Source organism: Lachnospiraceae bacterium JLR.KK008 (genome assembly GCA_037015955.1).
Classification (GTDB): Bacteria; Bacillota; Clostridia; order Lachnospirales; family Lachnospiraceae; genus VSOB01.
The window spans coordinates 3,003,982-3,027,242 of record CP143548.1 but is presented as its reverse complement, the minus strand read 5'-3'; the positions used below and the strand labels follow the sequence as shown (position 1 = coordinate 3,027,242).

The window sequence follows — 23,261 nt, the reverse complement described above, 5'->3', positions numbered from 1 at the left end:
TTTTGTAATATTACATTATCCTCCGGCTATTAGATTATGCCGGAGGATATGCTACAGAAGCGGCAGGCTTACGGCTTCGCCGCCGCCATGCCGCCGGTAATCAATCCCATGTATAACTTCCCTTCCATACTAATAGTTTTTTAAGGCTTTGGGGGTCTGACAGGTACGGCATCTGGACAATATCCAGTTCTTTTTCCGGACGGGAAATGTATCCGCAGTATTTAGGCAAATGAATGCTTTTATCAATGTCGCAGCCCGGGAAAAGCATACCCACGCTTTCCGTGGAGATTGTGGAACCCATATACAGACGGATACCGAATTGCTCCCGGATTGCGGTGTCTAGTATCTTAGCATTCCATTGTTGGCTGATAAAGATCAGATGATACCCAAAACTCCGTCCCATGAAAGCGATATGGCTGACCTTTTCCATACAGGCTTTATATGCTTTTGTATCTTTGCTCAAAGCGTAAGATGCAAATTCATCGAATATGAAATATCGTTCCGAAAAGGTCTTATCTTTTACTGTTTGCAGGAACAGGCTGTAAAACTGATCAAGCAGTTTATCACAGTCCTTATATTCGGCATAGTGTTTTACAATACCATCCCAATCACCGCCAGCTTTAAAGTCTGCTATAAAAACAGGCTTATGTGCTGAAAGCAACTGATTCAGCATTAATTGGACGGAAACAGTTTTGGCGCCGCCTGTCAGTCCTGCCACAAGGCAGTGGGCGTTGCTTGTGTATCCCAGAAAAACGGCGTTTTCACGCCGTTTTTCCAGTTATCATATGAATAGCCAATCTTAAGCCTCATTTCATTACCTCCCATTTTTTATTTCATCCTCCAGCTTCTCATCCCGCAATAGGCCATGGTCCTTGGGAGTTTCGGCCCTAATCTTGCGTTGATATAGTTGGCGATACGGGGCATAATCCATTTTTAATTCAGCATAGAAAATGCCGACCCAGATTCTTCCCTGCATTTTCCTGTAGGCAGAAAACGTAGGGAAAGACAAGTTATTAAGCGCAAGATAATCCCTGAACTTCAACGTCAGTAAGTCCGTTATTTCCTGCAATTTTTCTGCTTCGTAATTTTCACGAGGTACGAAATAGAAAGAATAGCAGGGGACGGATTTTTTCATGTTTATCTGCCACGCATTTTCGAACCCCTGATTCCGATAGGGTTCGATGATAATATTCATGTCCTCGAAAAGGACAATATCGAAGACATGTCGCTGTTCTTCTTTGGAGAAGAACACACGAAATATTTTTATAATGTTCTCTTTGAGACGCCGGGCGATTTGTTCGGCATTCTCTGTCGGATGCGCAATTTTTTCTGCCATAAAGGCTAGAAAAAGCACACCGATTAATATTGAGGCTAATAAGATTAGCCCATATATATTTGTTATCATTTTTCATCTCTCCAAATGGGGCGGGACAGGCCGGAGCTTGTCCGGCTGTCCCTTGTTGTTGATATGTTACTATTTCAAGATTTTAATTTCCTGAATGGGCTGGTAAATCCCGCCCGATTTCATCGGGATTGCCTTGCCATAGGCAATCTGGATCTCCGATCCAATCGTAATTTTGCTACAATCGTAGCTGCCGGCGTATATCGTTTCGACGGCCTGACCTTCACAGTACCTTCCTTCTGACTCCTTCTTGTAGAAATCAGAGAATTCTGTAGACACATGTAACGTGGTTGTGGTATGTCCATCGCTTTTTCTGGTGTAATTTTTTCCCACTATTCTCATACCCTTCCTCCTTTGATTGGGCTATATTGTAAGTATTACGTAGAAAAAGCAAATAATACTTGCAAAAAAATTAAGTTACAAAACAAGGATAGCATATAAATTGGTATTTGTAAATAGAATGTAATACAATTTAAATATTAAAAAAATATAAATAAAAAGTATTGACTTAAAACATGGAATTAGGATATATTACTAATATAGAACATGGAGCAGAGGGAGGGAAAAATGAATCGCAACATTATAAAACAATATATCATGAATGTTTATGATGATGGCAACATCGAATTAGTACCATATAAGAGCAGTAAAGAGGAAAATAAAAATGTGATCGAACTTTCAGCAATAAGTTCCCGAATTGCGCAGGTACTGACAGTTATCCATTTGACAATCCGTTTCCAGGAAGGAGAGTCCCCGGTTTATATTGGAGAGAATATAACGAGAGCCGTAAAAACAGTGGCATCAAAATTCGAAGTCACCTTCCCGGCAGTACAGGACAAATGCACAAGGCAGTTATCCGATGAAAAAGGGCAACTATCGGCTTCAAGGTTTAAGTATTATGTAAGTGAATATATAAAGAAAGGAGACAACGGACTGGAACATATTCTGTTAAAAAATGTTTCAGATAAACTAAGTTTGCAGGATAGGAAAGCGATCGAAAAGTTTTTTGCAAATCCGAGTGGGATAAAACTGGTATTGAATCATGTGGAAGTATAATAAATAAAGACGGAAATGTCAGATATAAACTATTTCTTGTAATGACAAAGTAATTGTGATAGAATTATTTTCGAAAACAAAAGAAAAATGGTGTACCACCGCCGGGAGGGCCAACTCCCGGCGGCAAGGGCGGTAGCGCGAACTACCATACAATACAGGCAAGGCCTGCGATACACACAAGATTACTATAATGGAATCTGTCTGGGATTTCAATGCTTTTGTGTGAGTTTGAGCAGGTGATGCGATAGACCTTTAATATAATGGGGTGTAAGTGTGGACGCATACTTAACACCTCATTCTTTGTTCTCACGGGAATATTTCTGGAGGGCAGGGGAACCTGTCTCCGGGGTATTCCGGGTGAGAAGCGCGGGAAAAGGGCTGCGGCTTGTGAACATACGCAGCCCTTAGAAAAATATTAAAGGGGGGAACGCATTGTGGAAGAAAGTATACTAAAGGTATTAGCAAAGCTAATGACGGAAAAGAGGCTGGAAAACGTCGTATTAAATGAGAAAGAATATATAAAAAAGGACATGACAGTCGCAAAGCTGGAAGCGCAGCTAAGAGGGCACGATTTGACAAAAGAAGAACGCCTGGCTGTTGATCGTCTGCTGTCAGCAAGTAATGAATCCAATGTTCGATATAGTCAGCTTGCCTATGAGCAGGGTGCTAAAGATATTATCAGCATCCTTAGGGAATTGGACTTGATAAAGGCGATGTGATCATTATTTATACTATGGTATTAATTTTTCACGCAAGGTATCATCAAGAGGGGATTCAGCAAGTGTGACTGAATCCCCTCCGTTTCCATGATTGGGGCTTTTGGAATCCTTTCCCTGCGTCAGTCAATCCCCACCTGCTTTGCAGGTGCCTGACGGTAAAGGGATGGACAGACTCATCGGCATTATGCTCTTTGAAAATGACTGGCTACAAAAAGAGCCGCTTGCAAAACAGGCGGCTCTCATGTATAATCTACTTAGAAAGGCGATCGGACACGAGTTCCGATGTGCCCTCAGTTGTTAGCTTAATAAAGAAATAAGCATCCTAAACTTTGGGCAGTGTTGGATGCTTATTTCTTTTTATGGTTGTCTATGTAAGACAGTGCTGAAAAAATGAGTAACAACAATGTCAGAACTTCCATTGTGTCCATAGCACCACCCTCTTTCGTAAAGACTAGAGGGCAACCATCGGAAAATCGCATCCTGCTTTCTGTTCGATCATACAATTTGATTGTAGCATGAAAATATGTGGCGTTCAATGATAATGTGCTTTAGAGGATAAAGCATATTTTAGACAGGCTGCTTTTCTCCTTGATCGTATTGGGTTTTGGGCACTTTCAGGTTTGAATCCCCTCCGTTTCCATAATCGGGACTTTTGGAATCCTTTCTCTGAGTCAGTCAATCTCTACCTGCTTTGCAGGTGCCTGACGGTAAAGGGATGATAAGCGGTAATATATGATAGCAAGTTGGTTACACTTTTGGTTACACCAAAAAAGAGAATACGAAAAAGCGCCTTTCTATCTTATTTTTTTATTTGAACCTAAGTTCGAATCCCGTCTCGTGCTCTGGTTAAGATCGCGGAAATGTTGAGTTTATCAGCATTTCCGTTCTTTTTTTGTTGTTACAACTGTTAGACACTTTTAGACAGATCATAAAGCTTTTATGATTAAATGGTATGTTTCCGATTCCGTGAGTGGGTTATAACTATATCCCAGCGTAGTGGAAAGATTGTTATGTCCCAGCATTTATACTATGGTATTGACTTTTCACGCAAGGTATTATCAAGAGGGGATTCAGCAAATATGACCGAATCCTCTCCTTTTTCATGATCGGGGTTTTCGGCTTCCGTTACCTGCGTCAGTCAATCCCCACCTGCTTTGCAGGTGCCTGATGGCAAAGGGATGGACAGGCTCATGGGGCATTATGGATTTTGAAGATGATCTACTGTAAAAAGAGCCGCTTGTAAAACAGGCGGCTCTCGTGTATAATCTACTTAGAAAGGCGATCGGACACGAGTTCCGATGTGCCCGCAGTTAAATACTACATGAAAGAAACAGCATTCACTTTAGGCGGCGGATGCTATTTCTTTTTATGGTTGTCTATGTAAGACAGTGCTGAAAAAATGAGTAACAACAATGTGAGAACTTCCATTGTGTCCATAGCATCACCCTCTTATGCTCATTACAGTCAGCTTACCTGTGAGCATAAGTTTAAAGATGTTATAGCCATCCTGCGGGAATTGGATTTAATATGGGCTGTATAATGATAATCGCATAAAAATAAATCAGGGCGTTCATTGTGCCCTGATTTGTTTTTTCTATGTATTCATTTATTCTGCTAAATTCCAGAGTTTACAGCCGAGTGATTCTACGGAAGCGGCAGAGTAGAAATAGGCTGTCCATGCACTTTCAGGGGCACCTTCCCACCATAGAGTTTTTGTTTTTGTTGTGATGTTACCAGCAGCGGTATTCCTGTCCAGATCAGCTTTTGCGATGTAATACCGGCCTTCTCCAATCGTGACGACTTCCACACCTTCCAGGGTGTTTAAAACGCTTCGCGTATACCATTCATAATTATAGGAATCGATCTTTCTGGTCTGTTCTGTTGTCAGTTTGTTGCCGATATTATCAAACCACCATAAAAGCACATCGCTTCCATGTCCGCGGAGATCGTGGCTTCTGAAATATGTGGATTTTTCCTCCAGGGAGAGAGAAGAGTTCATTACCCAGAGAGAAGTGTCTCGACTGGTGTTTTTGATTGTGTTCAGATAGGCCAGTTTTGTCGCATCATCAAACCCGCTGTTCACCCACCATTTGAGACCTTCTGCTCCGGGAGTATCTCCGGAAGCGATCAGGTATTGCAGATTTTCCTCGTCTGTCTGTTTGTCCCAGGGGACATTGAAGGTTGATTGCAGAAAAGGATAGACAGTATCAGCGCCATTGTCGTACCCGGGATCCCAGGAGTCGTCCTCGAACTCGCTGGAAGTATCGGCAGGTTCTGTGGCGCGGACGGTGATGGAGACTCCGGAAAATAATGTACAGAACATGATACCGGCAATCAGGGATATTACTTTTTTTCTCATTTTGTGTTCCTTTCTATCAGGTATATATGCTTATTGTGTATGCCGCTGATTGTGCGCGGCATATATCATGCCACCTGTTCCACAGATGGTATTGCTTTCTTAAATCATAACATTTGTAATCCCCGGTTTCAACTTAAAGTTGTAATGATTAGCAGCAGGCAGCGGAGCCTTTGTTCCTGATGCTGTAGAGTCGGTATTCGGTTGACTTTTGGCCGCCGCATGTTAAAATAATAACATATATAGAATGAAAAATGACGAAAGACAAGCCAAGCACATATCAGGTGTCTTGGCTTATTGTAACGAGACACAAAAGCAGGGATGGAGATATGAGGGGAAACGAAGAGAACAGAAAATGGTTTTTTAAAGGGATCAAAGATGGTGTGCCGATCGCTATGGGTTATTTCGCAGTGGCATTTGCGCTGGGAATTGCAGCGAAAAAGGCGGGCATGAGTGCCTTTCAGGCGGGTGCAATGTCGGCGCTGATGCTTGCCTCCGCCGGACAGTACGCGGCGATTACTGTGATTGCGGCGGGTGGCGGGTACATACAGATGGCAGTGACGACATTGATCGTAAATCTGCGCTACCTGCTCATGTCCTGTGCGCTATCACAGAAGACAGACCCGGAAATGAAGCTGCACCACCGGTTTCTGATGTCTTATCCGATCACTGATGAAATATTTGGTATTGCCATGGCAGTGGACGGCAGGCTCAATCCATTTTACAGTTATGGCGCTGCGGCGATCGCGGCGCCGGGATGGACGGCAGGAGCTTTTCTGGGAGCGGCTGCAGGAGCGATTTTACCCCGGAGGGTTGAGAATGCCTTAAGTGTTGCTCTGTACGGTATGTTTCTGGCGATCATTATTCCGGCGGCGAGAAAGGACAAGATTATCGCAGGGATAGTCGCTGTTTCCATGGCGTGCAGCTATCTGTTTACAAAGGCGCCTTTCCTGCGGGAAATTCCTTCCGGTATGCAGATTATCGTTCTCACGGTGTTCATTGCCGGGGCGGCGGCATATTTCTTTCCGGTGAAGGAGAAAGGGGCAGGAGGAGAAGCAGATGAATCATAGTATTATAATCTACCTTATCGTGGCAGCGTCGGCAATTTATCTGATCCGCGCGTTGCCGATGACGCTGATACGGCGGGATATTAAAAATCCGTTTGTGCGTTCCTTTTTGCATTATGTGCCATATGTGACGCTGGCAGTGATGACGTTTCCGGCGATATTGTATGCCACGGGCAACCCTCTGTCAGCCTGGGCAGGGTTTCTGGTGGGCGTCATTTTGGCTTATGTAGACGGCAATCTGTTTCGGGTGGCGATCTGTTCCTGCGTTGTCGTCTATCTGGCAGAGCTGCTTACTGGACATTAGGGCAGACTATGACAGTTTTGCCGGAGAGGAAAAGTTACAGGGAATACGAGCGAGGAAGGGAGTGGGCGTAGTTGGAGAAAGCATATAAACTGGAATTTGAGAGTGAGAAGACCGATGGATTTTTTTTGAATTGCTGTGGCTGTTCGAAGACGGAGCCGCTTCACAGCTTTGGGCCCGCTTTGAAGCCTCATTTTCTTATTCACTACGTACTGAGTGGGCGAGGCAGGTTTTCGATTCGCAATCAGACATACCGTCTGAAAAAAGGCAGCGGATTTTTGATCGTGCCAGGTGAGCTTGTCTTTTATGAGGCGGACGAGACGGAACCATGGACATATCTGTGGGTTGGTTTCAGTGGCAGTCAGGCAGAAGACTATGTGAAAAAAATGGGGTTATCAGAGAAACATCCGGTGTTTTATTCTGATAAAAAGGAAGAATTATACGCCTGTGTTCACAATATGATGGAGCACAATACATGGAGTGTGTCCAACAATCTGCGGCGTAACGGAGAACTTGCGGTCTTTCTTTCGGTGATCGCATCGCAGCTTCAGATCAGGGAGACAGATGATGCAGACAGAGCCAATACTTATGTGAAAAAAGCGGTGGCGTTTATTCAGAGCAACTATTACAATCCGATCAAAGTGACGGACATTGCAGACTTTGTCTGTGTGAACAGAAGCTATCTGTGTACTTTATTTGAAAGCTCGATCGGGATGCCGCCACAAAGATTTCTGGCTGCGTACCGGCTTACGAAGGCGGCGCAGTTGTTGCAGACGACGGATATTCCGATCGAGAGCATTGCGCTGTCCTGCGGCTATGGGGATGCGTTTGTATTTACCAAGGCGTTCAAGCGGCTTAAAGGGTTGTCTCCCTCTGTATATCGTAAGGAATTTCGCAGTGAAGGGGATCGGAATGACAAAGAAGAGCTTATACAGATAGAAGATTTTATCAGACAGTTGGACAAAGAAGCAGATCATATAAAAATCTAACATTTCAACAGATATATGTAACAAAGGGGACATTTCACAGGAACGGAAATGTGATATTCTGTACACGAAAGTCAGGAAGAGAAGGAGACGGGTCATGAAGGAAAAAGTATTACAGAAATTTGAAGAATTATTTGGCAGTGCTGAAGGCGTAAATGTTTATTTTGCGCCGGGCCGGGTGAACATGATCGGGGAACATACGGATTATAACGGCGGGCATGTATTTCCGTGTGCACTGACGATCGGCACGTATATGGCGGTAAAGAAAAGAGCGGACCGTAAGCTGCGGTTTTACTCAATGAATTTTGACAAGCTGGGTGTATTGGAATCCTCGCTTGAGGGGTTGAAGCCAGAAGAGGCGGCTGAGTGGACCAACTATCCGAAAGGTGTGATGTGGGCTTTCGAGGGCAGAGGGTTTGCCATGGACTGCGGTCTGGATATGGTAGTCTATGGAAACATTCCGGCCGGGTCGGGACTTTCGTCGTCGGCATCTCTGGAAGTCGTCACCGGTTATATGCTCAAGGATCTGTATGGATTTGATGTGTCCAATGTGGACATTGCACTGATCGGACAGTACTCGGAAAACAAATTTAACGGTATGAACTGTGGCATTATGGATCAGTTTGCCAGCGCGATGGGAAAAAAAGATCATGCGATCTTTCTCAATACGGCGGATCTTTCCTATGAGTATGCGCCGCTTGTGCTGGACGGGGCGAAGATATTGATTACTAACAGTAACGTAAAACACAAGCTGGTGGACTCCAAATATAACGAGCGCAGGAGTGAGTGCGAGACAGCATTGAAGGAACTGCAGGAAGTCATTGGCATCAATGGGCTGGGGGATCTGACGCAGGAACAGTTTGAGACATACCAGTCGGCGATTAAAGATGAAATCCGAAGAAAGCGGGCAAAACATGCCGTATACGAGAATGAGAGGACAGTACGTGCCGTTGAGGCGCTGAAGAACAACGATGTGGAGCTGTTCGGGAAGCTGATGAATGAATCTCATGTGTCACTGCGCGATGATTATGAAGTTTCCTGTGAGGAAGTAGATGTACTGGCAGAGGAGGCATGGAAAATTCCGGGTGTCATCGGTTCCCGCATTACAGGAGGCGGTTTTGGGGGCTGCACGGTCAGCATTGTAAAAGATGAAGCAGTGGACACTTTTATCGCGAAGGTAGGGGTGGCTTATGAGGAGAGAGTCGGGAAAACGGCTGATTTCTATGTGGTGGACATCGGGGATGGACCGTCACGGTTATAAGGAGGGGGAAGAAAGATGATTCAGGAGGCGATCAGGAAGCTGGCAAAGTACGGTGTCATGACAGGGTTGCTTTCGGAGGCGGACAGAATCTATACGGAGAACCGTCTTTTGGAGCTGTTTGATCTGGATGAGTTGGATGATTGTGATACGAGTGTCAGTGCGAAGCCGGAAGATTTGGAGAGCATCCTCGGAGAAATGCTCGATTATGCGTATGAAAAGGGCATGATACCGGAAAACGATATTTTACACAGAGATTTGTTTGACACAAAGATTATGGGTCTGCTGACACCCCGTCCAAGTGAAGTGATTGGCAAGTTTCATGAGTTGTATGAGAGATCTCCGAAGGAGGCCACGGACTTTTATTACAAATTCAGTCAGGATACCGATTATATCAGACGCTACCGGATTGCAAAGGACCGGAAATGGACGGTCGACACGGAATATGGCAGGCTGGATATTACAATCAATCTCTCTAAGCCGGAGAAAGATCCGAAAGCGATCGCAGCGGCCAAGCTGGCAAAGCAGAGCGGTTATCCTAAATGTCTGCTGTGCAAGGAAAATGTGGGCTATCGAGGGCGGCTGAACCATCCGGCACGTCAGAATCACCGGATTATGCCGGTGACAATTCAGGAGAGTGACTGGAATCTGCAATACTCGCCGTATGTATATTACAACGAGCACTGTATTGTGTTTAACAGTGAACATATTCCAATGAAGATCGAACATAATACATTCTGTAAACTTTTGGATTTTGTGGAGCAGTTTCCACATTATTTTGTCGGCTCCAATGCAGACCTGCCGATTGTGGGCGGTTCTATTTTGAGTCATGACCATTTCCAGGGCGGCAGCTATGAGTTTGCCATGGACAGGGCGCCGATCGAGGAATTTTTTAAAGTTAAAGGGTTTGAGGAGGTAGAGGCCGGCATTGTAAAATGGCCGATGTCGGTGATCCGTCTGCAAAGCGGCAACCGGGAAAAACTCACGGAGCTGGCAGATTTGATATTGGATAAGTGGCGGGCTTATACGGACGAAGCAGCGTTTGTCTTTGCAGAGACGGATGGAGAGCCTCACAATACGATCACACCGATCGCACATTATCATAATGGCATCTATCAGATGGATCTGGTGCTTCGCAATAACATTACGACGCAGGAGCATCCTCTGGGTGTATATCATCCTCATGCGGATCTTCATCATATCAAGAAAGAGAACATTGGTCTGATTGAAGTGTTAGGTCTGGCGATTCTGCCGTCACGGTTAAAGACAGAAATGGAAATGCTGAAGGAAGCAATCCTGGAGAAAAAAGATATTCGCAGCATTCCAGAGCTGGAAAAACATGCGGATTGGGTAGCGCAGTTTATGAAAGACGATACGGAAGTGAACGAAGATAATCTGGAAGCGATCTTACAGAAAGAGATCGGTCAGGTGTTTTGTCAGGTGTTAAACGATGCGGGTGTGTTCAAACGGAATGAAGCCGGGAAAGCAGCGTTTCGGAGATTTACGGACAGCCTGTCCTGAAAGGTGTTATCTATGAAACTATTGCTTGCGGCGGTCAACGCGAAATACATTCATTCCAACCTCGCGGTGTACAGCCTGCGCGCCTGCGCGACAGAGTATGAGAAACAGATCGGGATCGCGGAATACACGATTAATCACAGAGCGGAAGCAATTCTTGCGGATCTTTACAAACGAGGTCCGCAGGTGATTGCTTTTTCCTGTTATATATGGAACTGGAAGATCGTGCAGGAGCTGTTAAGGGAACTTCCAAAGGTAATGCCGGATACTGCGATCTGGCTGGGCGGACCTGAAGTCTCCTATTATAGTACGGTTATATTAAAGCAATATCCACAGCTCACCGGCATTATGGTAGGTGAAGGGGAGGAAACCTTTTCGGAACTGGCAGAGCATTATTGCACAGGCGGCAAACAGCTGACGGAGATTGCGGGCCTCTGCCTGCCGGGCACAGGTCTGACCGGAGTGCGTGCGCCTGTCGATATTGACAGGATTCCCTTTATTTATGAGAATGTCAGTCAATTTGTCAACAGGATCATCTATTATGAGACAAGCAGGGGGTGTCCTTACCGGTGCAGTTATTGCATGTCCTCTATCGAGAAAGGAGTGAGGCTGCGCAGCCTCGCTAAAGTAAAACAGGAACTTGCGTTTTTCCTGGAACAGAAAGTGCCGCAAGTCAAACTGATCGACCGGACATTTAACTGTAATCATGAACATGCGCTGGAAATCTGGAAGTTTTTGCTGGAGAACGATAATGGAATTACGAACTTCCACTTTGAAGTCTCAGCGGATATTCTGACAGAAGAGGAACTTGACGTTCTCAGGGAAATGCGTCCCGGACTGGTGCAGCTTGAGATCGGCGTACAGTCTGTCAATCCGCATACAATACGGGAAATCCGCCGCGTGATGGATTTGGACAGGTTGGAGTATGCGGTCGGGCGTGTCAGGGAGAGAGGCAATATCCATATTCATCTGGATCTGATCGCCGGACTTCCTTATGAGACATATGAGAGTTTTGTCCGCTCTTTTAACTGTGTGTATGCCATGGAACCGACACAGCTTCAACTTGGGTTTTTAAAAGTACTGAAAGGCTCTGAGATGTATGAAAAGGCAGCAGACTATGGCATAGCCTATAGTGACGGGCCGCCCTATGAAGTACTATATTCCCGTTGGCTTTCGTATGAGGAACTGTTAGAATTAAAGAAGGTGGAAGAGATGCTGGAGCTGTATTATAACAGTGGACAGTTCCGGCAGACGTTGAAAGTGCTTGTAAAGGCGTTTCAGAGTCCCTACCATCTCTACCAAAGCCTTGCCCGTTATTATGAACGGCAGGGTTACTTTCTGAACAGTCCCGCGCGGGTATATCGATACCAGGTGCTGCTTGATTTTGCAGGAGTGGCCGATGAAGGGCGGACGGATCTGTACCGGGAACTGCTGACATTTGATCTGTACTTAAGGGAGAAGTGTAAAAGCAGGCCGGCTTTTGCGAGGGATTTAAGCCCGTATCAGAAAGAATTGAAATCCAGAACCGTTGATAAGAGAGAACATCTGGATGTATTTTCCTACAAAGTATGGGAAGAAAACCCGGAAAATTTGAAATTGCGACAAAACTCTAACTTAATAGTACGGTTTAACTATGACAGAAGAAATGCTGTGAATCATGAGGCACAGGTTACAGTGGAGGCTGAAGTTTAATGTCAGGGCAGACCTATGTAGCTTTGGATTTGGAGACGACGGGGCTCAGTGCGAAGACAGACAGGATCATAGAGATTGGGGCGGTGCTGGTGGAAAGCGGAGAGATCAAAGACACCTTTGAGACTTTTGTCAATCCGCGGATGGAGCTGCCGCAGAGGATCGTGGAAATTACCGGAATCCGTCAGGAGGAGGTGGACAGTGCGCCGCCGATTGACGAGATACTGTCAGGACTTTCTGCGTTCCTCGGAGGCAGAGATCTGCTGGGACATCAGATTATATTTGATTATTCCTTTTTAAAAAGGGCTTTTGTCAATCAGGGGATGTGTTTTGAGAAAAGGGGGATCGATACGCTGAAACTGGCCCGTAAGTATCTTCCCGATCTGCCGAGTAAGCGGCTGCCCGCTTTGTGTGCGTATTATGGAATCCGGCAGAAAGCGCACAGGGCGCTGGAAGATGCCAGAGCCGCCCATCTCGTGTATGAACGGCTGCGGGAGCAGTATTATGAAGAGGAGGCATTCCGGCCCTGTCAGCTTGTATATAAGGTGAAAAGAGAAGCGCCTGCGGGCAAAAGGCAAAGGGAGCGGCTGTCGACGCTTGCAGAAAAGCATAATTTATTGATACCGGTGGAACTGGAAAGCATGAGCAAAAATGAAGTCAGTCGTCTGACGGATCAGATTCTTGCAAAATACGGACGATGACCTGCTTCATGGAAGAATTCAGCGACTGTGCCGTTTCGACCAGGCCATCAATTTTTTCTTCTGTTCCTTCTACCCGGTAGATGGCGGATAACAGCTTGTAAGTTCCGCTTACGTCTGTGCGGGTGGATACTGCAAATTCCAAAACCTGTTTGGCCTCACTCGTAAGACTTTGATGATATAAAAGGGAAGCCCACTTTTGCAGGGTGCGGGCAAGCAGCAGATAATTCTGATCATATGCCATAAGCGCTGTCAGATTGGGCGCGCCATACATGAGCTTTAAATCGGTGTTGGAATATCCGGTAAGATTGACGATTGTCTGCTGCGCGAGTGTACGTATGGTCTCCAGACAGTCTCTGATCTCTTCCTGATCCGCACCGGCCTCCATGGGCAGGCGGTCAAGCGGTATGACGATATAATCGAGGCCATCCAGAGATTTCCTGCGGGTGCGGTTAGCTTCCCGCTCCCGTTCCCAGAACTGTTTTTCCTGATTGTTCAGTTTCTTCCGGGACTTGGAAATTTCATAGGAAAGCCATATAATAAGAACGATAAAACTTGCCAAAAACGGTAATCTCATATATAATTCCTTTCAGCGGGGTGATGATAATGTTTCATAAAAGAACGAGGAAAATAATTTCTTCCATTATAATATTTATTGTTGTACTGGCAATGCTCTTGCCAATACTAACTTATTTTATTGCATAACATAGGAGAATGTCAATTCAGAGGGTGAGAATATGAAAAAATGGATATGTGCCGCAGCGGGTATCGTGGCGGCAGTGGCCTGCATCTTTGTACTTCAGGCAAGTGTGAAGGCGAGTGAGAACGGTGAAGATTACATTCATAACGGCATTTTTATCGGAGACATTGATGTGTCGGGAATGACAAAAGAAGAGGCCAGCGCAGCCGTGCAGACCTATATTGACAGTCTGAAAGAGGTGCCGATTACGCTGAATGCGGTGGGCGGCAATCAGGTGACGGTGACAGCCGGCGATATGGGAATTGCCTGGGAAAATCAGGAAGTGCTGGACGATGCGTTTGGACTCGGGAAACAGGGTAATATTATCAAACGTTATAAGGCGTTAAAAGACCTTGAGCGCAATACAAAGAAATATGAGATTGCGCTTGCTTTTGACAGCAATAAAGTTAATACCTTGCTCACGGAACAATGCACACAGTTCGATGTGCAGGCAGAGGACGCGCATCTGCGCAGAGAGAACGGCCAGTTTATCATTGAGGGCGGCCAGACCGGTGAGAAAGTAGATGTTGCAGCTTCCGTGGAAGCGCTGACGTCATTTCTGCAGGGCGGCTGGAATAAGAGCGCCGCAGAGGTCGATCTCGTCGTAGTGACAGATGAGCCCAGAGGTAACAAGGAAGATCTGGAGCAGGTCAAGGACGTGCTGGGCACGTTTACGACGAGTTACAGTACATCGGGGGCGGACCGGAGTGCCAATGTGGCCAACGGCTGCAGTCTGATCAATGAGACGACGCTGTATCCGGGAGAGGAATTTTCAGCGTATGAGAAAGTGAGCCCATTTTCGGAGGAGAACGGTTATCATCTGGCAGGCTCGTATCTGAACGGAATGGTAGTGGAAAGTCTTGGCGGCGGTATCTGTCAGGTTTCGACGACGTTGTATAACGCAGTGTTGTTGTCAGAGCTGGAAGTGACGGAGCGTCATAATCATTCCATGGAAGTCAGTTATGTACAGCCTTCCGCTGATGCGGCCATCGCGGAGAGCGCGGGTAAAGATTTTAAATTTGTCAACAATACGCAGTACCCGATTTATATCGAGGGACATACGGAAGATAAAAAGATCACGTTTACAATCTATGGTGTGGAGACAAGAGATCCGGGACGTACGATCAGCTTCGAGAGCGAAATCCTTTCTGAGACAAGGCCGGATTCGGATGCTGTCATCGCAGACGGAGGGATGCCGATCGGTTATGTGAAAGTACAGTCCGTCCATGTGGGCAGGAGCGCGAAACTTTGGAAAGTGACGAAAGAAAACGGGCAGGAAGTCAGCCGTGAAGAAGTAAACAGCAGTAGCTATAAGATGGTGCCAAGAACAGCTACGGTAGGTACCGCGACTGCGGACCCGGTAGCGGCGCAGTTGATACAGGATGCGATTGCCACCAACAATATCGACCATATCAAAGGAGTTGCAGCAGCTCTGAAAGCGGGAGATACGACTCTGGGCGGAACGATCGTACCACCAGTGATACCCGGAGACGGTACACTGCCGGAAGGTGTAGTGCCGCCTGTTGCACCGGAAGTGCCGGCGACAGGAGATGCGGCGCAGACACCGGAGGCGACACCTCCTGCGGACAATACAGGCGTAGCAGCACCGGTACAGTAAGTGCGGGAAAAAGAATCGCCACAAATGCCGGAAGAGGCGGTGCGACAGGAGATACCCGGGCAGGTTACGGTTATGAAAGTAGGAAAAGTATCAGAGAACGTACTGAAGCGTTCTGTTTTGAATCAAATTCACACGAAGAGAGATGAGATTTTAGTTGGCGCAGGCGTAGGGGAAGACTGCGCCATCTTGTCTCTGGCAGAGGATGAGGTCTTTGTTGTATCAACAGACCCGATCACCGGAGCGACAGAAGATGCGGGTGTCCTTGCTGTGCAGATCACAGTCAATGACCTTGCCAGTTCCGGAGCGGAGCCAGTAGCGCTTTTTGTGTCGGCCCTGTTGCCGGAGACGATTGAGGAGCCACAGATCCGGGAGCTGATGCGACAGATGGAGGAGACCTGTGCCCGGCTGCATGTACAGATTGCAGGCGGACATACGGAGATCACAAGAGCGGTAAACAAGCCGGTGCTGACCGTGACAGGAGTGGGAAAGGCAAAGAGAGAGCGGATCATCACGACGAAGGGAGCCAGACCGGGACAGGACATTGTGATGTCTAAGTGGGCGGGACTGGAAGGAACCTCAATCCTGGCGAAGGAGAAGGAAGCACAGCTGCGTATGCGGTATCCTTCTGCTCTGATTGCGGAGGCCAGGGCATTTGACCGGTTTCTGAGTATTGTACCGGAGGCCGCTACCGCCGGAAAGTCCGACGTCACGGCAATGCACGATGTGACGGAGGGCGGGATATTCGGCGCGCTCTGGGAAGTTGCGGAGAGCTCGGGCGTTGGACTTGAGATCGACTTGAAAAAAATACCTGTCAGACAGGAGACGATAGAAATCTGTGAATTTTTTGAACTTAATCCTTATGAGTTGATTTCCAGCGGCAGTCTGCTCATGGTGACGGACGACGGTTTTGACCTCGTGAGGAAGCTGGAGCGGGAGCAGATTCCAGCGGCCGTCATCGGAAAAATACGGGAAGGGAACGACAGAGTGATTATAAATGGAGAGGAACGCCGTTACCTGGAGCCGCCGAAATCAGACGAATTGTATAAAGTGATAGAATGACTGGAATCGAGCGATCGGAACCGGTCGACCAAAAAGTAAGAAAGTGAGAAGAGATATGAGAGAACAATTACTGGCAATTATTGAGAGGAACAGCCGTATTGACTTAAAAGAGCTGGCAGTCCTTCTTGGCGTGGAGGAACTGGACGTTGTAAATGAATTGGCAGCGATGGAATCAGAAGGCATTATCTGCGGGTATCATACATTGATTGACTGGGAAAAGACTTCGATTGATATTGTGACGGCTCTGATCGAGGTACGGGTGACGCCGCAGAGAGGGCAGGGCTTTGACAGTATCGCGGAACGAATCTATAAATATCCGGAAGTGCGGGCGGTTTATCTCATTTCCGGTGCCTATGATCTGCTTGTGATCCTGGATGGTAAAAATCTCCGGGATATATCGAGATTTGTCTCCGATAAGCTGTCTACTCTGGACTATGTGCTCAGTACGGCGACTCACTTTATTTTGAAAAAGTATAAAGACCACGGCACCATTCTGGCAAAAAAATATGAAGACGAAAGGGAGAAGATCACACCATGAGAAATCCGTTAGCTGATAAAACGGTTTCGCTGAAGCCATCCGGCATCCGGAAATTTTTTGACATTGTCAGTGAGATGAAGGATGCGATCTCTCTTGGCGTAGGTGAGCCTGATTTTGACACGCCCTGGCGTATTCGGGACGAAGGCATCTATTCCCTGGAGAAGGGACGTACATTTTATACGTCCAATGCAGGGCTGAAAGAGCTGAAAATTGAGATCTCGAATTATTTGAAGAGAAAGCTGGGCATTACATATCATTACAATAAGGAAGTTTTGGTGACGGTAGGCGGTTCGGAGGCGATTGATATTGCGCTCCGTGCGATGATCAATCCGGGCGAAGAAGTGATCATCCCGCAGCCGAGCTATGTGTCCTATGAGCCCTGTGCCATACTGGCAGATGCGGTTCCGGTCATCATTGATTTAAAGGCCGAGAATGAGTTTCGCCTGACTGCGCAGGAACTCCGTGAGGCGGTGACAGACAAGACAAAAGTCGTGGTGTTGCCGTTTCCCAATAATCCGACCGGTGCCATTATGGAGAGAGAGGATCTGGAGGCGATCGCAGAAGTTATCATCGAGAAAGATCTCTTTGTGATTTCCGATGAGATTTACGGAGAACTGACTTATAAGGGAGACCATGTTTCGATTGCCTGTATCCCCGGTATGCAGGAGAGGACGATACTGATCAACGGGTTTTCCAAAGCGTTTGCAATGACAGGATGGCGTCTTGGCTTTGCCTGCGGGCCGGAACAGATTATCGAGCAGATGATAAAGATTCATCAGTTTGCGATTATGTGCGCGCCGACGACAAGCCAGTATGCTGCGGTGGAGGCTCTTAAAAATGGAGACGAAGATGTGCAGCAGATGCGGGAGGCTTATAATCAGAGACGCCGTTATCTGATGTATGCGTTTCGCAATATGGGGCTGGAGTGCTTCGAGCCATATGGCGCTTTTTATGTCTTCCCCTGTATCAAAGAGTTTGGCATGACGAGTGAGGAATTTGCGGAGCGATTGTTAAAAGAAGAAAAAGTGGCCGTCGTGCCGGGCACGGCGTTCGGTGACAGCGGAGAGGGATTTCTGCGTATCTCCTACGCTTATTCTCTGGATAATCTGAAGTTAGCCATCGGCAGACTGGAACACTTCATCAGTAGACTGCGGGCGGAAAAACAGAGTGGTTCAAAGTCATGAATATTGTATTACATCAGCCGGAAATTCCGGCGAATACGGGAAATATCGGGCGGACCTGTGTTGCCACAGGGGCCGCCTTGCATTTGATTGAACCGCTTGGTTTTCGGCTCAGTGAAAAGGAAATCAGGCGGGCCGGTATGGATTACTGGGAACATCTGGATGTCAGACGGTATGTGAATTATGAAACGTTTCTGGAGCAGAATCCGGGAGGAAGAGTCTGGTATGTGACGACGAAAGCGAAGCGGGTATACAGTGAGGTGACATTCACGGCGGATGATTACCTGATGTTTGGCAAAGAGAGTGCCGGGATTCCGGAAGAGATACTCGTGGAGCATTCAGAGAGCTGCATCCGCATTCCGATGCTGGACGGGATACGCTCTCTGAATCTGTCCAATGCTGTGGCGATTGTGCTTTATGAGGCCCTCCGGCAAAATAATTTTATGAAAATGCAGCAGAGAGGGCAGTTACACCGACTCGACTGGAAAGCATGAGAAAACAGGTGGAAATAAGTGAGATGAGCGAGAGACAGGAGCGGTACCTGCTATGTCTCGTCGTCATCATCGTCTACCTTGGGCAGAGTAAAAATAAATTCCGTACCCACGCCCTCCGTGCTTACAACGTTAATATTTTCACCGTGGGCATGAATAATCTCCTTGACGATGGAAAGTCCCAGTCCGGTGCCCTTCTTATCTTTGCCACGGGAGAGGTCTGTCTTATAGAAACGATCCCAGATCAGTTTCAGACTGTCTTTGGGGATACCGATACCGCTGTCTTTGACAGAGATCAGTATTTTACTGCTTTTCTCGGTCGTCTCAATTTTGATGATAGAGTCATTATGGCTGAATTTAATCGCATTATCCAGCAAGTTGTATAATACCTGCTGGATTTTATCCTGATCGGCATGAACGCTGAGCTGCTCTCCGGTGAGCACAAGTTCAATGCCGATCATTCTGTTTTGGCAGATGCCTTCAAAGGTGGCGGCAGTATTGCGAATCATCTGATTGACATCAAAGTCGGTGCGGCTGAGGATGACTCCTTTTGTATTCATATTGTTTAGTTGTAACAGCCCATTTGTCAGTTTGGCCAGACGTTCCGTCTCATTGAGAACGATCTGTACATATTTTTCGTGCATCTCCGGTGGAATCGTGCCGTCGAGTATCGCTTCCAGATAGCCTTTGATGGAAGTCAGGGGGGAACGGAAATCGTGAGAGACGTTGGCGACAAACTTTTTCTGGCTGTCCTCGCTCTTGGCGATCTCGCTGGCCATATAGGAAAGAGAGGCGGCCAGGTAGCCCATCTCATCGTCGCTGTCTACCTGGAACTCATAGTGCATGTTTCCGGCGGCATATTGCTCTGTCGCGTATGTGATTTTCCGCAGTGGTACATATACGATTTCTGTGAAGAAAAAAAGGATGATCATAGACAGCAGGAACATAATGATCAGCAAAATGTATGAAATATTGAGCAGACTTTCCGCAGATTGTTCGATCTTATTCATCGGTGTGTGGATGACAACATATCCGCTCACTTTAAAATTAGATGTAATCGGTGCAAACACACTCAAAGTGTCCTCTGCGAAATATTGGAAAAAATCGCCGACAATATAATAAGAGCCTGCCGTAATGGTAGGGTCAAAATTTTCGACAATAATCGGATTGTCGAAGTCCATCGGGGCAGAGGAATCGAGAATAATCCGTCCCGAGGGATTGATAATCCAGATCGTGGATGACAGATATGTGTCGAGCGCGTCAAGCTGGGTTTTGACAGCGTCAAGAGAGGCCTGATTGTTGTACAGGTCGGAGGCATACGTATTGGCGATCAGAGTCGCCTCTTTATAGAGGGAATCCGCCCGCTCCCGCTTCAGATTTTCCAGTGTCATACTGTATACAAAAGTAGCCACAGAAATAAATCCGAAAAATCCGAAGATGACATAGGCAAGCAGAAATTTCAGGTAGAGAGTTTTGCGCATATCAGTTCTTCACCTCAAATTTGTAACCGATTCCCCAGATTGTGGCCAGTCTCCAGGAGGCATGATCTTTGATCTTTTCCCGCAGCCGTTTAATATGCACATCGACCGTTCTTGTATCTCCGGCATATTCATAGCCCCAGATCTGATCGAGAAGCTGTTCCCGTGTAAAGACATGGTTGGGAGAGGAAGCAAGAAAATAGAGAAGTTCCAGTTCCTTTGGCGGCATTTCGACAGAATGTCCCATGTATACAACAGAGTAATTGGTCTGGTTGACAACGAGATCCGGGTATTCCACGCACTTGATGTCCGAATTTTCCGAGGGCACAGGCACAGCTTTGAACCGTCGGAGCACGGCTTTGACCCTTGCCACCAGTTCTTTGGAATCAAAAGGCTTTTCCATATAATCGTCGGCGCCCATCTCCAGTCCCAGTACTTTATCAAATATTTCCCCCTTGGCAGAGAGCATGATAATAGGCAGATTGGATTTTGCACGCACTTCACGGCATACCTGATACCCATCGATGCCAGGAAGCATCAGATCGAGAAGAATCAGATTGGGCCGGAACGTGTCAAGAGCGGGGAGCACGGACTCCCCGTCGTTGACGATTGTCGTCTCAAAGCATTCTTTTGTGAGATAGAGGGAAATCAGTTCCGCAATATTGTTATCATCGTCGACAATTAAAATTTTCTGTCTGTTTACCATCCGTTGTCTCCTTTATTTAAAAGTGGCGATTGTGACGCCTGCGTCTCCTTCACCGAATTCTCCCAAACGGAATTCTTTAATCGTTTTCATTCGCTTTAACTGTCTGTGGACAGCGCTGCGGAGCGCTCCGGTACCTTTGCCATGGACGATACGGACGCTTGGCAGGTGTGCCAGATATGCATCGTCCAGATATTTGTCGAGGACAGCCATAGCTTCATCTACCGTCTTTCCGAGGAGATTGATCTCCGTGGAAATGGCTGCAGATTTAGACATTTTCATGCCGCTTGTCGTTGTCCTCTGCAGGGCAGGGGCAGTGATTGTCTCTTCATTGATCAGCACGAGATCAGTGATGTTGACCTGGGAACGGATAATACCGCACTGCACGAATAAATTGCCCTTTTTGTCGGGCAGGGAACTCACGGTACCCCGAAGCCCCATGGAGACAACTTTCACGGCGTCTCCTTTTTTGACCTGATTTGGTTTCAAACCACTGACATGAGTGTCATTTTTGGGGATGGACAGCTTTTCGTTCTTTTCCGAGATTTTTCCCCGCACTTTTTGTCTGGCTTTTTCAAGATCTTTCATAGAAGCGCCAGGACCGGCTTTCTGAAAGGAGCGGATCGTTTCGTCTGCGATCTCTTTTGCCTCCTGCAGAATCTCTCTTGCCTGTTCGTTCGCTTCCTGCAGAATCTTATTGCGGGAAGCCTCTATCTTTTCCTGTTTTGTCTGCAGCTTTTCCTTTAACGTCCTGATCTCCTGCTTATAGGCAGCGATTTCTTCCCGCTCAGCCTCGATCGTGACACGGCTGTTTTCCAGGTCAGTCAGCAGGTCTTCAAACGTTTCTTTTTCCTCATCGATCTGTGCCCGGGCCTGTTCGATGATAGCATCCGGCAGGCCCAGCCTGGAAGAGATAGCGAACGCATTGCTCTTGCCGGGAATACCGATCAGCAGCCGGTAAGTAGGACGCAGCGTCTCCACATCAAATTCACAGCAGGCATTTTCCACGTGGGGTGTGGAAAGGGCATAAACCTTTAATTCGCTGTAATGGGTGGTAGCCATCGTTCGTATTCCCCGGTCATGGAGATGATTGAGGATGGCAATGGCAAGCGCTGCACCTTCGGTCGGATCCGTGCCTGCCCCGAGCTCGTCGAAGAGACAGAGCGCGTTCTCGTCCGCCTGTCCCAGAATGCGCACGGTGTTTGTCATATGGGAAGAGAACGTGCTGAGATTTTGCTCGATACTCTGTTCATCTCCGATGTCGGCGTAGACTTCCTGGAAAACAGAAAGCTGGGAGCGGTCCAGCGCGGGAATGTGCAGTCCGGCCTGTCCCATCAATGTGAACAATCCCACTGTTTTCAGAGAGACTGTCTTGCCGCCTGTATTTGGCCCGGTAATGACAAGAAGGTCAAAGTCGTCACCCAGATGGATGTCGATGGGGACGACCGCCTTTTTATCCAGAAGCGGATGCCGCCCTTTGCGGATGCGGATTACATGATCTTCATTAAATATCGGCTTTGTGGCATTTTGAGACAATGCGAGAGCCGCTCTGGCAAAGATAAAATCAAGCTCTGTGAGAATATTCTGATTGGAGAGGAGCTCGGCGGCGTGTTCTGCCGCCATTGCGGAGAGGGTACGCAAAATTTCCTCGATTTCCTCCTGCTCCTGCAGTTCAAGCTCTCTTAGCTGGTTGTTCAGAGACACGACGGCAGCCGGCTCGATGAAAAGGGTGGAACCGGTTGACGACTGATCGTGTACCATTCCCGGAACCTGCGATTTGTATTCTGATTTCACCGGGATGCAGTAGCGGTTTCCGCGCATTGTAATCACGGCATCCTGCAAATACGTACGGCAGGAACCGTTTACCATTCCCGTGAGCTGGCTGTGTATCTTATCGTTGACGCTGGCCTGGCTCTTGCGTATCCGGCGCAGCGCAGGACTGGCATCGTCCGCGAAGGTATCTTCCTCCAGGATACAGCGGTGGATCTCATTTACCAACGGGGTCAGAGGAATGAGCAGATGAAAGCGTTCTGTCAAAGAATCCGCTGTCTCTTCATCTCTTTCATTCCTGCCGTATGCTTTGATGCGGGCCGTGCATTCCAGCAGGGAAGCGATTTTCAGCAATTCGGCCGCGGAGAGGGAAGCGCCGATTTCCAGACTTCTGAGCATACGTGTCAATTCCTGATTGCCGGAAAAGGCAGGCGCGCTTTTTTTAAAGAGTCGGTTCAGAGCGTCTTCTGTCTCGGTCTGTGCCTGAATGATGTCCGACAGATCGGAAGAGGGCAGCAGACGTTCACATAATTGTTTCCCTGGCTGCGAAGTTGCCAGTTCGGTCAGCATTTGAATGATCTTATGAAATTCTAATGTTTTTAATACTTTTTTATTCATGCCGCCATTATAACAC

Annotated in this window: 22 protein-coding genes; 14 read left to right on the top strand and 8 right to left on the bottom strand. The window is 47.2% G+C overall.

All coding sequences use genetic code 11. From position 1 onward, the window contains the following. Nucleotides 1-100: 100 nt before the first annotated feature. The 3 genes from V1224_14940 to V1224_14930 form a co-directional block, all read right to left on the bottom strand. Entirely contained in the window at nucleotides 101-718 is a 618-nt protein-coding gene (locus V1224_14940; GenBank protein WWR15749.1) for a hypothetical protein, read from the bottom strand. 96 nt (nucleotides 719-814) lie between these two features. Further along, entirely contained in the window at nucleotides 815-1,405 is a 591-nt protein-coding gene (locus V1224_14935) for a hypothetical protein (protein ID WWR15748.1), read from the bottom strand. A gap of 69 nt (nucleotides 1,406-1,474) precedes the next feature. Further along, entirely contained in the window at nucleotides 1,475-1,744 is a 270-nt protein-coding gene (locus tag V1224_14930; protein WWR15747.1) for a hypothetical protein, read from the bottom strand. A 225-nt stretch (nucleotides 1,745-1,969) separates the two neighbouring features. Between V1224_14930 and V1224_14925 the strand changes: the two genes are divergently transcribed. Next, a complete protein-coding gene (locus V1224_14925) occupies nucleotides 1,970-2,458 on the top strand; it encodes a hypothetical protein (protein ID WWR15746.1) in 489 nt (162 codons plus the stop codon). A gap of 434 nt (nucleotides 2,459-2,892) precedes the next feature. After that, the gene (locus tag V1224_14920; protein ID WWR15745.1) at nucleotides 2,893-3,177 is read left to right on the top strand and encodes a hypothetical protein; all 285 of its coding nucleotides are present in this window, start codon (nucleotides 2,893-2,895) and stop codon (nucleotides 3,175-3,177) included. Nucleotides 3,178-4,783: 1,606 nt separating this feature from the next. Here the strand turns inward: V1224_14920 and V1224_14915 are convergent. Continuing rightward, nucleotides 4,784-5,536 (bottom strand): hypothetical protein, encoded by a 753-nt coding sequence (locus V1224_14915; protein ID WWR15744.1) that lies wholly within the window; start codon nucleotides 5,534-5,536, stop codon nucleotides 4,784-4,786. Nucleotides 5,537-5,862: 326 nt separating this feature from the next. Here V1224_14915 and V1224_14910 point away from each other — a divergent pair, with 326 nt between their 5' ends. The 7 genes from V1224_14910 (at nucleotide 5,863) to V1224_14880 (ending at nucleotide 13,053) form a co-directional block, all read left to right on the top strand. Continuing rightward, complete coding sequence (locus V1224_14910) at nucleotides 5,863-6,603, top strand: AzlC family ABC transporter permease (protein WWR15743.1); 741 nt, start codon at nucleotides 5,863-5,865, stop codon at nucleotides 6,601-6,603. Next, on the top strand, nucleotides 6,593-6,904 hold the full coding sequence (locus V1224_14905; GenBank protein ID WWR15742.1) for an AzlD domain-containing protein: 312 nt from the start codon (nucleotides 6,593-6,595) through the stop codon (nucleotides 6,902-6,904). Before V1224_14910 ends, V1224_14905 begins: the two co-directional genes overlap by 11 nt. Before the next feature lie 71 nt (nucleotides 6,905-6,975). Next, a complete protein-coding gene (locus V1224_14900) occupies nucleotides 6,976-7,890 on the top strand; it encodes an AraC family transcriptional regulator (protein WWR15741.1) in 915 nt (304 codons plus the stop codon). A gap of 94 nt (nucleotides 7,891-7,984) precedes the next feature. After that, nucleotides 7,985-9,148 (top strand): galactokinase, encoded by a 1,164-nt coding sequence (locus V1224_14895; protein ID WWR15740.1) that lies wholly within the window; start codon nucleotides 7,985-7,987, stop codon nucleotides 9,146-9,148. Between the two features lie 15 nt (nucleotides 9,149-9,163). Further along, complete coding sequence (gene galT / locus V1224_14890; protein WWR15739.1) at nucleotides 9,164-10,666, top strand: UDP-glucose--hexose-1-phosphate uridylyltransferase; 1,503 nt, start codon at nucleotides 9,164-9,166, stop codon at nucleotides 10,664-10,666. A gap of 12 nt (nucleotides 10,667-10,678) precedes the next feature. Next, nucleotides 10,679-12,355 carry a B12-binding domain-containing radical SAM protein gene (locus tag V1224_14885; GenBank protein ID WWR15738.1) on the top strand — a complete coding sequence of 559 codons (1,677 nt, stop codon included), beginning with the start codon at nucleotides 10,679-10,681 and terminating at the stop codon, nucleotides 12,353-12,355. Continuing rightward, a complete protein-coding gene (locus tag V1224_14880) occupies nucleotides 12,355-13,053 on the top strand; it encodes a 3'-5' exonuclease (protein WWR15737.1) in 699 nt (232 codons plus the stop codon). The genes V1224_14885 and V1224_14880 overlap by 1 nt, the downstream gene beginning before the upstream one ends. Here V1224_14880 and V1224_14875 read toward each other — a convergent pair. Next, on the bottom strand, nucleotides 13,010-13,627 hold the full coding sequence (locus tag V1224_14875; protein WWR15736.1) for a hypothetical protein: 618 nt from the start codon (nucleotides 13,625-13,627) through the stop codon (nucleotides 13,010-13,012). The genes V1224_14880 and V1224_14875 overlap by 44 nt on opposite strands. 160 nt (nucleotides 13,628-13,787) lie before the next feature. On the opposite strand from V1224_14875, the gene V1224_14870 reads away from it, so the two are divergent. From V1224_14870 to V1224_14850, 5 genes are all read left to right on the top strand, one after another. Next, complete coding sequence (locus tag V1224_14870) at nucleotides 13,788-15,407, top strand: VanW family protein (protein WWR15735.1); 1,620 nt, start codon at nucleotides 13,788-13,790, stop codon at nucleotides 15,405-15,407. Nucleotides 15,408-15,479: 72 nt separating this feature from the next. Beyond that, the gene (locus V1224_14865; protein WWR15734.1) at nucleotides 15,480-16,466 is read left to right on the top strand and encodes an AIR synthase family protein; all 987 of its coding nucleotides are present in this window, start codon (nucleotides 15,480-15,482) and stop codon (nucleotides 16,464-16,466) included. 55 nt (nucleotides 16,467-16,521) lie between these two features. Beyond that, nucleotides 16,522-17,004: an Lrp/AsnC family transcriptional regulator gene (locus tag V1224_14860; protein ID WWR15733.1), complete on the top strand. Its 483-nt coding sequence runs from the start codon at nucleotides 16,522-16,524 to the stop codon at nucleotides 17,002-17,004. After that, nucleotides 17,001-18,188 (top strand): aminotransferase class I/II-fold pyridoxal phosphate-dependent enzyme, encoded by a 1,188-nt coding sequence (locus tag V1224_14855; GenBank protein ID WWR15732.1) that lies wholly within the window; start codon nucleotides 17,001-17,003, stop codon nucleotides 18,186-18,188. Before V1224_14860 ends, V1224_14855 begins: the two co-directional genes overlap by 4 nt. Next, a complete protein-coding gene (locus V1224_14850) occupies nucleotides 18,185-18,679 on the top strand; it encodes a tRNA (cytidine(34)-2'-O)-methyltransferase (GenBank protein WWR15731.1) in 495 nt (164 codons plus the stop codon). The genes V1224_14855 and V1224_14850 overlap by 4 nt, the downstream gene beginning before the upstream one ends. A 50-nt stretch (nucleotides 18,680-18,729) precedes the next feature. Here V1224_14850 and V1224_14845 read toward each other — a convergent pair whose 3' ends face one another. The 3 genes from V1224_14845 to V1224_14835 are packed head-to-tail and all read right to left on the bottom strand — an operon-like array spanning nucleotide 18,730 to nucleotide 23,245. After that, nucleotides 18,730-20,157, bottom strand: coding sequence for a HAMP domain-containing sensor histidine kinase (locus V1224_14845; protein WWR15730.1), 1,428 nt, complete (start codon nucleotides 20,155-20,157; stop codon nucleotides 18,730-18,732). 1 nt (nucleotide 20,158) lies between these two features. After that, nucleotides 20,159-20,860, bottom strand: coding sequence for a response regulator transcription factor (locus tag V1224_14840; protein ID WWR15729.1), 702 nt, complete (start codon nucleotides 20,858-20,860; stop codon nucleotides 20,159-20,161). Between the two features lie 12 nt (nucleotides 20,861-20,872). Further along, entirely contained in the window at nucleotides 20,873-23,245 is a 2,373-nt protein-coding gene (locus V1224_14835) for an endonuclease MutS2 (GenBank protein WWR15728.1), read from the bottom strand. Nucleotides 23,246-23,261: the final 16 nt, after the last annotated feature.